The sequence below is a fragment of the Patescibacteria group bacterium genome (genome assembly GCA_018819405.1).
In the GTDB taxonomy this organism is placed as follows: domain Bacteria; phylum Patescibacteriota; class Patescibacteriia; order UBA1558; family GWA2-36-10; genus XYD1-37-29.
In genome coordinates this window covers 302563-316067 of record JAHJQF010000001.1, presented here as the reverse complement: position 1 = coordinate 316067, position 13505 = coordinate 302563, and the positions used below count along the sequence as shown (strand labels likewise).

General features: G+C 37.1%; 13 protein-coding genes. 10 read left to right on the top strand and 3 right to left on the bottom strand.

Annotated features, from left to right (window positions below; genetic code table 11):
- Nucleotides 1–7 precede the first annotated feature (7 nt).
- The 5 genes from KKH39_01650 to KKH39_01630 all read left to right on the top strand — a co-directional run bounded on the left by KKH39_01650 (nucleotide 8) and on the right by KKH39_01630 (nucleotide 4740).
- On the top strand, nucleotides 8–715 hold the full coding sequence (locus tag KKH39_01650; protein MBU1202727.1) for an iron-sulfur cluster assembly scaffold protein: 708 nt from the start codon (nucleotides 8–10) through the stop codon (nucleotides 713–715).
- Between the two features lie 109 nt (nucleotides 716–824).
- On the top strand, nucleotides 825–1469 hold the full coding sequence (locus KKH39_01645) for a superoxide dismutase (protein ID MBU1202726.1): 645 nt from the start codon (nucleotides 825–827) through the stop codon (nucleotides 1467–1469).
- Nucleotides 1470–1475: 6 nt separating this feature from the next.
- The gene (locus KKH39_01640; GenBank protein ID MBU1202725.1) at nucleotides 1476–2366 is read left to right on the top strand and encodes a patatin-like phospholipase family protein; all 891 of its coding nucleotides are present in this window, start codon (nucleotides 1476–1478) and stop codon (nucleotides 2364–2366) included.
- Between the two features lie 18 nt (nucleotides 2367–2384).
- Nucleotides 2385–3041 carry a redoxin domain-containing protein gene (locus KKH39_01635; GenBank protein MBU1202724.1) on the top strand — a complete coding sequence of 219 codons (657 nt, stop codon included), beginning with the start codon at nucleotides 2385–2387 and terminating at the stop codon, nucleotides 3039–3041.
- Between the two features lie 322 nt (nucleotides 3042–3363).
- Complete coding sequence (locus KKH39_01630) at nucleotides 3364–4740, top strand: MBL fold metallo-hydrolase (GenBank protein ID MBU1202723.1); 1377 nt, start codon at nucleotides 3364–3366, stop codon at nucleotides 4738–4740.
- A gap of 35 nt (nucleotides 4741–4775) precedes the next feature.
- Here KKH39_01630 and KKH39_01625 read toward each other — a convergent pair whose 3' ends face one another.
- Nucleotides 4776–5045, bottom strand: coding sequence for a hypothetical protein (locus tag KKH39_01625; GenBank protein ID MBU1202722.1), 270 nt, complete (start codon nucleotides 5043–5045; stop codon nucleotides 4776–4778).
- 186 nt (nucleotides 5046–5231) lie between these two features.
- On the opposite strand from KKH39_01625, the gene KKH39_01620 reads away from it, so the two are divergent.
- Complete coding sequence (locus tag KKH39_01620) at nucleotides 5232–8186, top strand: adenosylcobalamin-dependent ribonucleoside-diphosphate reductase (protein MBU1202721.1); 2955 nt, start codon at nucleotides 5232–5234, stop codon at nucleotides 8184–8186.
- 56 nt (nucleotides 8187–8242) lie between these two features.
- Here KKH39_01620 and KKH39_01615 read toward each other — a convergent pair whose 3' ends face one another.
- Nucleotides 8243–9109, bottom strand: coding sequence for a tyrosine-type recombinase/integrase (locus tag KKH39_01615; protein MBU1202720.1), 867 nt, complete (start codon nucleotides 9107–9109; stop codon nucleotides 8243–8245).
- A 152-nt stretch (nucleotides 9110–9261) separates the two neighbouring features.
- Here KKH39_01615 and KKH39_01610 point away from each other — a divergent pair, with 152 nt between their 5' ends.
- Nucleotides 9262–9873 (top strand): hypothetical protein, encoded by a 612-nt coding sequence (locus tag KKH39_01610; protein ID MBU1202719.1) that lies wholly within the window; start codon nucleotides 9262–9264, stop codon nucleotides 9871–9873.
- Nucleotides 9874–10423: 550 nt separating this feature from the next.
- On the opposite strand, the gene KKH39_01605 is transcribed toward KKH39_01610, so the two are convergent.
- On the bottom strand, nucleotides 10424–10858 hold the full coding sequence (locus tag KKH39_01605; protein ID MBU1202718.1) for a hypothetical protein: 435 nt from the start codon (nucleotides 10856–10858) through the stop codon (nucleotides 10424–10426).
- 470 nt (nucleotides 10859–11328) lie between these two features.
- Between KKH39_01605 and KKH39_01600 the strand changes: the two genes are divergently transcribed.
- The 3 genes from KKH39_01600 (at nucleotide 11329) to KKH39_01590 (ending at nucleotide 13365) form a co-directional block, all read left to right on the top strand.
- The gene (locus KKH39_01600) at nucleotides 11329–11883 is read left to right on the top strand and encodes a hypothetical protein (GenBank protein MBU1202717.1); all 555 of its coding nucleotides are present in this window, start codon (nucleotides 11329–11331) and stop codon (nucleotides 11881–11883) included.
- 11 nt (nucleotides 11884–11894) lie between these two features.
- Entirely contained in the window at nucleotides 11895–12716 is an 822-nt protein-coding gene (locus KKH39_01595; protein ID MBU1202716.1) for a hypothetical protein, read from the top strand.
- A gap of 190 nt (nucleotides 12717–12906) precedes the next feature.
- The gene (locus KKH39_01590; protein ID MBU1202715.1) at nucleotides 12907–13365 is read left to right on the top strand and encodes a hypothetical protein; all 459 of its coding nucleotides are present in this window, start codon (nucleotides 12907–12909) and stop codon (nucleotides 13363–13365) included.
- Nucleotides 13366–13505 lie beyond the last annotated feature (140 nt).

The window sequence follows — 13505 nt, the reverse complement described above, 5'->3', positions numbered from 1 at the left end:
TATATATATGCCAAATCAAAGATCTCGAGCGAAGTCGAGAGAAGCAAAAACCCATAGCAAGCCCAGCGCCGCAGCTGGCGTAGATGTCGTACCCAAAGGCACCAATGACGTCTGGGTATATACAGATATTGTCAAAGAGCACTTCTTCCATCCCAAAAACCTAATAATGGATGCTTCCAAAGTAAAAGATTATGATGGTCTGGGCATGGTCGGAAGTCCAGCCTGCGGCGACATGATGAAAATATGGATTTGGGTCGACAAAAAAAATGATAAAATAAAAAAAATGAAATGGCAGACCTTTGGTTGCGGATCAGCAATTGCTGCTACCTCTATGCTTTCGGTCATGGTCACCGAAAATGGTGGTATGAAAATAGACGACGCCTTGGAAATAAAACCTCAACATATTACCCAAAGATTAGGTGACCTACCAACTAGAAAAATTCACTGCTCAGTCCTAGGTGACAAGGCCTTGTTGAGTGCTGTCAACAATTACTTTATAAAATCAAATCAAAAAGATAGGATTATCAAAGAGCAGATCCGTATCATAGATAAAATTGCCAAGGTAACTGACCATGATATAGAAGAAGCAGTGCTTGAAGGCGCCCATACTTTGGAAGATGTCCAGAAAAAAACCAAAGTCGGCGTCGGCAATCCAGCTGTCATTCCCGAAGTAGAACAACTGATTAGATTTTACACCGAAAAATATTTTGGGTAGCCTAACATACGCTAACAATTAATATATTAATTATATTCACCCCGTTAGAAATATTACAATAATCTAACGAGGTAAAATATATACTATTTAAACATTAAATTTACACTATATGCAAAATCCAAATATTTCTAACGGGGTGACCGAATTTAAAACCCCCGACTTACAATATCCTTACAATGCACTTGAACCATACATTGACGAGGAAACAATGAAAATTCATCATGATAAGCACCAAGTTGCTTATACTACCAATTTTAACAAAGCCCTAGAATCTCATCCTGAGCTTTTTGCCAAATCAGCCGAAGAAATACTCAGAGACTTAGCCTCAGTACCAGATGATATTAAGATGGCAGTCAAAAACCACGGTGGCGGACATGTCCACCACAGTCTATTTTGGGAAATAATGGGACCAGTTGAACAAAATGGCCAGCTAGAAGGCGAACTCTTGGAAATAATAGATGAAACCTTTGGTTCTTTTGATGAATTCAAAACCCAATTTGAACAGGCCGCTATGACTGTGTTTGGAGCCGGCTGGGCCTGGTTGTCCCTTGATGAAAACAAAAAACTAATTATTGAAAAAACATCCAACCAAGATAGTCCTCTTTCTCTGGGACACACACCTATCATGGGTATTGATGTCTGGGAACATTCATATTATCTAAAATATCAAAACAGACGTCTAGAATTTGTCCAAAACTTTTGGCAAGTCATAAACTGGAAGGCAGTTTCAAAAAAATACAGCGAAAATAAATAAATACAGATGCAACCAGATAGAGACATAGTATTAATAATAAAAGGTGGGACTATACAAGGAGTTTTTGGCTCCGGAGTTATGGTCGCTTTTCAAAGACACAATCTCTATCCGCGCATCCACTCTATCTATGCTGTGTCTTCCGGCGCTCATAATGCCGCCTATTTTCTAAGTAAAAAATCACATGAGGCTGCCAGTGTCTATTATGATCGACTCTACAAAAAACACAGTTTTTTAAAAGACTTATCTTTTAAAATAATCTGTAGAAAATTTTGGGATCTTTTTATCCATAATAAAAGCTTTGATATCGTTGATCTAGATTATGTAGAAAATATAGAACGTAAAGAAATCCCCTTAGATGTTGAAAAAATAAAAAATTCCCCTATTAATTTTTATGTCCGGGTCTTTAATCCTAAAACACTAAAACTGGAATATCTGGACGGCAAAGTGGACACTATCAGCCGATTGATACAATCGGCCAAAGTCCCCCCTTATGCCTTTACCAAAATAAAAAATGACAAATATCTTGATGGTGGCATAATGCCGACCAGAGATTTTATCAAAAATGTCGTCAAAAAATTTCCAGACAAGACAATCATCTATATTTTCAACGACAAAAAAACTGTCAAAAGAGTTTTGCAGTATCTACCTTGGGATCTTTTGGATGTTTTATTTAAGACTAGGTATTTGGGCATTAGATATGGCATCAAACACTTATTTAGTATCTTCAACTACCCTTATGTAGTAACTTTGAAAAAATACAAACACGTCCATGTACTCTATGACACAGTCAATACCAGTAAGCGTGAAAGAAGCCGAGAAAGAATTATCAAATCATATGAACACGGCATCCGACAAGGTGAAAATGTTTTGAAAAAATTAAACCATATCAAATATTAATAATTAAATTTTACGAACATGCCAAAATCAAATATTTCTAACCCCGTTAATGAATGTTGTGGCGACGGTGACGGCTGTTGTCAAGAAGAGTCTTGCTGTTGCGGCAACTGTGCCCCAAAAATAGATCATAAAGCCCCCGAGTTTACAGCTCAAGCCTACTATCAAAATGAAGAAAAAAAAATTAGCTTATCAGACTATAAAGGTAAGTGGCTAATCTTATTTTTCTATCCCAAAGATTTTACCTTTGTTTGCCCAACTGAATTGGGAGATTTGGCTGATAGATACGAAGAGCTAAAAAAACTAAATACCGAAGTACTTTCTGTCTCAACCGATACTATCCCCGTACACAAAGCTTGGTTTGATGCTTCAGAAACTATCCAAAAAATAAAATTTCCCATGGTAGCTGATCCTACTCATGAGATTTGCCGCAAGTATGGCGTCTTGATAGAAGAAGAGGGCATAGCTTTGCGAGGCACTTATATCATCTCACCAGACGGTGAAATAAAGACCATTGAAATCCACGGCGACGGTGTAGGACGAAGTGGTAATGAGCTACTTCGCAAATTGCAAGCCGCTCAATTTGTCGCCAAATATGGTGATCAGGTCTGCCCAGCCAACTGGGAACCTGGTAAAGATACTCTAAAACCTGGTATGGATTTGGTCGGGAAAATATAAACCAACCTCGCAGGTTAAAGTCAAAAAACCGCTGAAATCAGCGGTTTTTGCTTAAACCAACCTCGCAGGTCATTGTCATTGCCTAGCAATCTCCTAGCTTGTGGATTGCTTCGTTGCCTTCGGCTCCTCGCAATGACTTAAAAATAATAGCGGTTTTTTTATTGGCAAAAAAATGTTATACTTTTTATATCAAACAAAAATAGTAAAACAAAAATGTGCCCAATTAGAAATTCCCTCAACAAAACTAAAGTAATAAAGCATAATGAATCATTATATGATTTTTCTAATTGGAGAAATTATTTAATAATTAATTTCTAACTGGGTGAATATCAAACTTACATCCTATGGAGCGGCCGAACAAGTGACCGGCTCCTGTCATCTTCTCAATATTAATGGCTATCGTATTTTGATTGACTGCGGTATGTTTCAGGGTAGTTGGGAAAATTATCTCAAAAATTGGGATGATTTTTTGTTTGACGCCAAAGACCTTGATGCGGTGATTCTCACTCACGCTCACCTTGATCACTGCGGACGCCTACCCAAGCTCGTCAAAGCCGGCTACAAAGGCAAAATATATGCCACTGACGCCACTATTGATTTGACCAAAATTGTCTTGGACGACAGTTTCTATATCATGAATGAAAAAGCCTTTAAGAAAAAACTACCCAAACTCAATAGCCTGGAAGATCTCAACAAAACTTACAAAAACTTTGTCCCTATAAAATACGACCAAAAAACCAAACTCAGCGAAAATATATCTTTCAAACTACACAATGCCGCTCATATATTGGGCTCGGCTTTTGTAGAAATACAAGCTGGCCACCAGACTATTGTCTTTTCCGGTGATATCGGCGGGCAAAACATGCCTTTGGTCAAAGATATAGATACAATCCAAGGGGCAGATTATGTAATTTGTGAAAGTACTTATGGTGATCGCGTACACGAAGACACCAAAACCCGCGACAAAAAACTACTAGAGGCAGTCAAAAGAGTCACCATCAATCATTCTACCCTCTTGATAGCTATCTTTGCCCTAGAGCGTACTCAGGACATCTTGAAGGTCCTCAATGACTACTATGAAAAGCATCTGGACTTTACCGTACCGGTTTATCTGGACAGCCCCATGGCCGCTCAAGCTACCCAGATATACCAAAAGCATCTAGAGTATCTCAACAAAGCTGCTCAAGATGATCTTAGTCATGATAATAATATTTTTAACTTTCCCCATCTAAAAATAACCAACAATATCCGCCAGTCCAAACAAATCAATCTAGCCAGTCCGCCCAAAATAATTCTAGCCGGCTCGGGTATGATGGAAGGCGGCCGTATGATTCACCACCTGGCTCGCTACGCACCGGAAACAAAAAACACCATGCTCTTTATGGGCTTTCAGGTGCCTGGTACGCTAGGGCACAAAATACTCCAGGGCACTTTTGACTTTGACTACTACGGCCAAAAAATACCCATCAAATGCCAGACTGATCAAATAGACGGCTTTTCTGCTCATGCTGACCAAAAATCCCTGATCAAATGGCTAAGTAATTTCAACCTGCCTACCGGCAAGGCAGGAAAAACAAAAAAAATTATCCTCAGTCATGGTGACAAAACAGTGATGGAGCATTTTGCCAAAGAAATACAAGACAAACTCCAGCTAAAAACTGAAATAATAAAAAATAACAGCCCTATAGAACTGCTCTAAAACAAAAATCAACCCTAGGGGTTGATTTTTTAATTCTATCTTTTGTTCAATGGATTTTCTACATCCTCTTCGGGCTTTTTTTCATTTTCCAAAGGCAAAGACGGATATTTTTGACCGTCCAAATCACCAATATAATAAATCGGGTCTACCAAATCACGCTCATCCACTTTGCGTGGCTTGGGCGGATGCACTTTGTCGCTACGTAGAGCTGATTTTTTGTTTCTTTTGAAGAATTTTCCCATGAAAGTATCATAGCAGATAGTTTTTTGGCTGACAATAGGCCAATATTTTTGGATAAAATACATAAATTGGACAATTTTTTGAATAGGTCTTATAATAGATAAGCTTAAAACAAACATAAAAAGACAAAAATTTGGCAAAGCGCAATCTTGTGTGCTATAATGATTTGGGACACAAGATGTTGTGCCAAAACATACAATTTTTGTCCTTTTTTTATCTAACTAACAAAATTTTAGTTAATATAAAACCCCATGCCAGCCAACAAAATCAAAAAAAGAGATGGTCGCCTAGAAAAATTTGACCAAGATAAAATAAGAAAATCCGTTTCTCAATCCATTATCTCTGTTGGATTGAAAGACAATCCTATTTCCAACAAAATTACCAAGCAAGTTACTGATTATTTGGAAGAAACTTATCATAATTTTGATCAGATTACGACTGACGATATCAGAAGTGCAGTCAATATAGTGCTTTTGGAAAACGACTATCCGGAAGTGGCCAAGGTTTACTTTAAAATGAGGGGCAAAAAGCTAAATACCCAGACCAATATCAGTCCCGGACTCAAACAAATCAAAAAAAGAGACGGCTCCATTGTAGATTTTGATAAAAATAAAGTCCTCAACGCCGTTTTTAAAGCTGGTGAAGCCAGTAATGAATTTGGTCGTGAAGAAGCCCGCCGTCTAGCTGATGTAGTGACCGCTATTTTGGAACACAAATTCAACCAACGCTTAATACCAACTGTAGAGCAGATTCAGGATATCATTGAAATCATCCTTATCCAATCCAACTGGGCCAAAACTGCCAAGCACTTTATCCTCTACCGCGAACAAAGAAAAAAAATCCGTCTAGAACAAGGCAAAGACATTACCAGTAAAGAAGTAAAATCTCTTCAGGAAAAAGGCATACTACTGAGCAAGCAAGCCAAACATATTTTGAATAATTCTACCAACTTTGATGAATTAGGCAGAATTATTTTTTTGGATCGCTATTCTATCAAAGATAAAAGAGCCGATATTACCACCGGCGATTTGGTCATTGTCATTACCAAAGAGGATCGCAAATATCCAAAAAAAGATTTGGGTATTATCCAAGAAATGCTAGCTGATGAAAAAGCCAGACTCTATATGCTAACTGGAGTATACGCTGACCGCGAAAATAATTTTGAATTTGTCCAAGATATTTTCAAATGTGACAAACCACGCGAATCAATCAACGATGCTCATAGAAGAATTGCCAAGGCAGTAGCCTCAGTAGAAACTGAAGAAGAAAATAGGACAAAATACTTTGAAGAATTTTTTGAAGCTCTACAAAATAAATATATTCAGCCAGGCGGTCGTATCATGACTGGTGCCAATGTAGACCAACACGGCAACTATACTTCCAACTTGACTTTGTTTAACTGCTATGTCCTACCAAGCCCCTTGGACAGCCGTAAAGCCATAGTCAAAGACAGCTTGCATCAAATGGTAGAAGTAATGAGTCGTGGCGGCGGAGTAGGTATGAGCCTCTCGGCTCTACGACCCCGCTATGCTTATGTCAAAGGTGTACATGGCAAATCCTCAGGCTCTGTATCTTGGGCTGGATTGTTTAGCTATGCCACTGGACTGATTGAGCAAGGTGGCAGCCGCCGCGGTGCTCTAATGCTAATGCAATGGGACTGGCATCCAGATGTGATAGAATTTATATCTTCCAAAACAGTAGCCGGCCAAATAGAAAATGCTAATATCTCGGTCATGGTCTCTGACTCTTTTATGAAAGCCGTCAAAAATGACGAAAACTGGAATCTAGAATTCCCTGATTATGAAAATCCAGCCTATGCCGATATCTACGACAAGACTTGGAAAGGCGATCTCCATGCTTGGAAAGCCGCTGGCTACCCAACCAAAGTCTACAAAACACTCAAGGCTCGTGATTTGTGGAACAAGCTAGTAGCTAGCGCCCATAGTAGTGCTGAGCCGGGCGTGGTCTTTATGGAAAGATACAATAAACTATCCAATTCATATTATTTCAACCAAGTAATCTGTACCAATCCTTGCGGTGAACAGGGCCTACCAGGCTGGGGAGTCTGCAATCTAGGCCATCTTTATCTAGCCAGCTTTACCAGTCAGATTGGCCAAGATGACTTGGGACCTTTGTATGAAGTCAATTGGGACGAACTGAAAAAAGCGGCCCGTACTCTGACCAGATTTTTGGACAATGTCATAGATTTGACTCCATATCACTTTCAAGAAAATGAAGATAATCAAAAAAATGAACGCCGAGTCGGTGGTGGTACTCTAGGACTAGGCGAACTGCTTATCAAATTGCGTATGCGCTACGGCTCTGACCAGTCGCTGGACTTTATTGAGCAGCTCTACAAGACCATCGCCGTAGAAATGTATAAAGAATCATCGCGCATTGCCAAAGAAAAAGGTGCTTTTCCAAAATTTGACGCTGACAAATTCCTAGACTCAGGCTTTATGAAAACAATGCCTGAAGATGTCCGCCAGATGATAAGAGAAAATGGCATCCGAAATGTCACTTTGACTACCCAAGCTCCAACTGGCACTGTCGGCTCAATGCTCTCAACTTCAACTGGAATAGAGCCATACTATGCCTTCAAATTTTATCGCCAATCTAGATTAGGCTTTCATGAAGTATATATTCCAATAGCTGAAGAATACCGCCACAATGGCTCTTTGCCGGAATTTTTTACCTCGGCTATGGAGCTGACACCACTCGAGCATATCAAAGTCCAAGCTGCAGTACAGAAATGGACTGACTCCTCTATCAGTAAAACGGCCAATGCTCCAGCTGACTTCACAGTAGAGCAAACTGCTCAGCTCTATGAAAAAGCCTATGAGCTAGGCTGTAAAGGAGTGACTATTTATCGTGACTCTAGTCGTGATGAGCAAGTACTGACTACTGATGCTAATACTGAAGAAAAAAATCTAGCCTACAATGGTGAAAGAAAACCAAAAATCCAAGAACAAATCCCAACATTTAAAGAAGCCGTCAAAGCGGAAATCCCAGAAATGCAAAATGCTCGCAAACACGCTGATTTGGAAATCCCAGAGCCAGGTGAAGCCGAGTTGGATCCAAGTAAATACGGTCCAGAAGTAGGCAAGATTTGCCCGCAGTGCCACCAAGGGGTGATGGTCAAATTTGGTGGCTGCACTGAATGCTCCAAACAATGTGGCTTCAAAGGCAGCTGTGATATGAAATAAGTTTTTGACTGTATTAAAGTAAATAATAAAACCCGACATAGCTGTCGGGTTTTTGTTTAATCAAGTGGACTTTTGATGCCCCGAAAAAAATCACGAGCCACCTGAGTATAGATTTCAGTTGTTTTGATATTTTGATGACCAAGTAATTTTTGGATATACCTGATATCTGTCCCCGCTTCCAAAAGATGAGTAGCAAAGGAATGACGCAGGCTGTGGCAACTGGCGTCTTTTTTTAGACCTGATTTTTCAAGGGCCTGATCAAATACTTTTTGAGCGCTTCTTTGACTCAAATGACTTTGACCAGACTGTCCACTAAATAGATATTTTTGGTTGGCTGGTAATTTTGGTAAATAAATATTTAAAAATTTTATGCTTATGCCACTTAGCAATGTATATCTGTCTTTGGCACCTTTGCTATCTTTGACCAAGAGACTCCTGCTCTGCAAATCTAAATGACTTATTTTTATTTTGACTACTTCTGACACTCTCAGACCAGAACCATAGAGAAGTGACAATAATAATTTGTGTTTTAGATTGTGCGCGCAGTTGATAATTTTGATGATTTCCTGACGCGTCAAAACAATCGGCAAAAATTTTTCTTTTTTCGGCCGACGAATACTAAAAAACAGCTTCCGATGCAGAATCTGTCCATAATAAAACTTGAGAGATGAGATAACACTATTTAAGGAGGTATTGGAATAATTTTGGCTTTTGAGATACAGGAGATAATCTTTGACGTCCTGACTACTAATATCTCTAGCCGACTTGCCAGTCCAGTCCAAAAATCGCTGGTTGTGAGACAAATAGCTCTTGATGGTGCGCCCAGAAAACCCCCTGATAATGAGCTCCTGAGCCAGGCTAGCCAGAGGATGACTATTGGCTAAAAACTGGGACTTTTGTAGCCCCTTTTCATCGCTTTTCATAATACTTTGTGATTAATGCTTAATATTTACATATTGGCTAATTTGAGCTACGATGTCAATAGGTGCACAAACACACTGTTAGCTGAAATAAATAACTTTATTCGGCTAACGCCGAATATTTAAATGAATTTTATTTTTTAACCTTAATAAATATGGAAAAAACCATTTTAAACCTAAATAATAAGGCTTGGTATAGACTTATAAAAGTAATATTTATTATTGTTTTTGTCATAACAATTAGCATCGGTAATTATGAAGTCTTTCAGAATAAATATAATAAATTAGACTTAGAAAAATCTACTCTGACATGCAATAGAAGCACTGGTAAAGTAACTTATAAATTAAATGAACTGTCAATATATTATGGCCTAGAAAATAGTTTAAAAAACTACAATTATAAAACTTTTTATTCGGAACCAAGTAATGAATATGCCATAGAAAATATATTAAAAAAATGTAATTCTAAATTTACAGCAAACATTAGTATCTACGATTTACAAAGATACTTTGACATAAAAAATGATGAGCCATTATTTGATGCAAGTAATGATGATCAAAAGTGGCAAAATAGAATTGACCAGGAAAAATCTATTAACTCACCAATAAGTTACACCAACCATCTATTCGATATAACTCCAGTATATTCTTCTGAAAATTTCTTAAAATCTTTTTTACTGACTAATATTATAATAATCCTAATATTCGTATTTATACAAAGAATTTTTTATTATATTGTTTTAGGGTCAATAAAACCAAAAAAATAAAATTCATTTAAACAACTCGCTATGCTCGTTGAATTTATTTACATCAGCTAACACCCCATATGCGGTTCAGCGCCTTGTCAGGCGCTTCACCAAAATTGCTTGGCCTAATTCTTTAACTAACTAATAAAATATGACTAATTCTTCAAATATACTAAACCTAATTGGCTTAATAATAAATACTGGAGCTTCTTTAATATTGTTAATTTCCTATCTTAACATTACTAGAAATGTTAATGATGATTATATTATAAAAATGGACGATAAAGGAAATTATACACAAATTAAACATCTAAAAGATAAAATGGTTGGATTATTAGCCTTCACTCTATATAGTATAGGATTTTGTTTACAATTCATTGCTATTATAATTAACTAAGTGCCTAAGTTAAAGGTAGGCGGCCTGCGCAACTTCGCATATGGCGGTCTGTTGTATGAAATCGAATTTTCTATTCATATAATAAAACAATCTTTTAGAGATTGTTTTTTGTTTGGGAATTTTTTGGAAAAAAAGAGACCCTATTCTAACCCGGGTCTCGTGGAGGGTGCTGGCCTAAGCCAGTGACATGGGAAGGACGATACACGCAAACTCCGCCGCGAAGGAAAACCAAACAATCCTCTTCCTGATGCCGTACTTCTTCACCTCAGCGACGGCAAGGGTGACAGCAATTCCTTCAGCGACGGCGAAGGCGATGCCGGGAATAATGGCAACACCTTTAACGAAAGCGAAGGCGATGCTGGCAGTAGCAGCAGCGAAAAGGAATACGAAGGGAACGGCGGAAGGGACAGCGAGAACGAGGGCGGCGACAGTGAGAACAGTCAGAGTGACGGCAGCAAGCGTGAGAGCAGAGATGGTGCCGGCAGTCTCCTTATTACCCATTCCTAGGGCAACGAAGAAAACCACCAAAGTTAACAGAACTGCCAGCATCTGCCACTTGCCGAGCTTGTTCCAGAACAAGCTACCCTGGGAAACAACGGTGGTAGTCATGAAATTACTCCTTCCAAGTTTGAGGAACACAACCAATGGCCTGAATTGACCGATTTTAGTTAACAAAATAATATATCATAAACACTATATCTTGTCAACCTTAAAAACCCAAAAATTCCCCTAAATAATAGTAAATGTCTAAGAAAATTCGACATCAGACAACACTACGTATACGGTTTCGCGAAGCATTATTTAAGAACAGGTAAAGTAAAATTTATCTGTTTTTATATAGTTTAGACTAAACTAAAACAGCTCCACCCAAATTCTACTTTTCATTTTATGCTTGCACTCCGTGCTATTTTAGCATAAAATTCAAGTAGAACTTCGCATACGCACGTCTGATAGATGACATACATTTTTCCTTTTTGGCTAAGATAAGCTAAAATTTAAATTATACAAATTTGATTTTTATCTATTTTAGTTAGGGGGTTGAAATAAATAAATATAATATTAACTAACAACTAAACAATATGAGTGATCAAAAAAAAGATTCCTATGACGTATTGCGTGAAATCGTCAACTTAATACAAACACTTCCAGAAGACGAACAACTACAAACCATGCGATGGGCATGCGAAAAATTAAATATTAATATACCCGGAATTACACAAGAGATAAAGCCTGATATCCTTAATAACATAACTCAAAATGCATCGACTCAACATACAACATCTAGAGATATAAAAACTTTTATTGATGGAAAAAAACCATCTTCCGATAATCATTTTGCTGCCGCTGTTGCCTACTATTATCAATTTGAAGCAAGTGAAAAAAAGGACACCATATCAATGAATGATTTAATAGAGGCCACAAGACTTGTGGGGAGAACTAGGATAAAACGTCCAGATCAAACTTTAGTAAATGCAACTAAAGCTGGGTATTTAGACAATATTTCAAGAGGTGCATACAGATTAAACAGTGTTGGAGAAAATCTTGTTGCAATGGTTCTTCCAAATACAGAAAGTACTGCAACTACATCAAAGAAAAGAAAAAAAATTGTAAGAAATACTAAAAAGAAAAAATAATCACTCTAGCTATGGCAATTAACGACAGCAATATTTCAAATATTTTAATTACCTTACTAGATGAAGCTGAACGTCTTAAAAAAATATTGCGAAAAGAAAGCGGAGATCAAATACGTTCAAAATCTACACGTGAGTTTATAAGAACAATTTCTTTAGCGTGGTTCGAAAAATATAAAAATATTTTTTCTCCTTTATGCGTAGATTCTGAACTATATACTAAAATTAATGATGACTATCTACTAATAAATGAATGGTCGCATTCAGCTACTAGTAAAAATAAATACCTATCCCTTATTAAGGGATTAAGAGGTAAACTAATAAAATTGCAATCCGAAACAATAACAAACCAAAAACCAAAAGTAGAAAATAAAAATATTACTTCATTAGAAAATCTTGTACAAGATGACTACATGCAACAAATCATATATAGTCGTTTCGATGAAATCCAAAACTGCATCAATGTAGCACCTCTTGCTGCCACAGTAATGATGGGTGGATTACTGGAAGCATTTTTTCTTGCGCGCATAAATAAATTAACAGATAAAAGTACTATTTTTAAACAAAAAACAACCCCAATAGACCCAAAAACTAAAAAACCTCGTAATTTATCGGAGTGGACACTAAGTAATTTTATTGATGTATCATTCTCTATGGGCTGGGTGAGAAAACCAGCAAAAGACATAGGCACTACTATAATGGAATATAGAAATCTAATACACCCCGAAAAACAATTAAGATTAAAAATCTTTTTAGAACCACAGGACTCTCAAATGTTTTTTGTAATCTTTAATGAGTTAACTAAACAAATAATAAAAAGTGTAGAAGCAAAATAAAATTATAAATTAGACAAAGCGCCTTTGGCTCGGGCGCATTCACCCCCTAACCCCCTCTGCGCCCTCGCCAAAATTGATAAAAATCAAATTCTACTTTTAAGAAATAAAACTCTTTAAAGTTTAAGAAAAAATGTACATCACCTATCACCGCGTATCTGGTTCGTAAGTTAAATAAAATCTTTATAAAACTATGGTAGATTTAAAAAAAATTATCGTTCAAGAAATACTAATGAGAGCTATTGCTCTTAAAGATAAATATACCAAAGAACATGGTGCTATAGCGACTTGGGCTTGTATTTTTGCCCAAACTGAAGAAGAATATAAGGAATTGATTGAAGAAGTAAAAAAATTTGGTGAAAAATTGAAAGACACATACAGTGGCCCTATATTCATATTAAATGAGCCTATAGGAAGAACTATTAGAGTATTAAAAATTAGAGAATTTGATCCTAATAAAAAAGAAAGGGGCGATGCAGATTTTACAGTGAAAAATTACGAAAATTTTAAAAAAGAAAATTTGGGCAAAAATAATTTTAAATTAATACCTAGAGACGGTTTTGAAATGATAGAATTAATGGAATCTGGTAATAGTGTATTGGCTTATTTTTCCAATCCTCCTATTGAAGAGCAGTATAAAGATTTTATTTAACTTACTCACCCAAATTCCTCGCTCGTTTGCGTGGTGCGCTCCGCGCAATTTTACCACGCCACTCGCTTCGGAACTTCAGATACGCACGTCTGTTAGCTGAAATATTCCTTTTCTTTTTCGGCATTTAACAAACAATTATT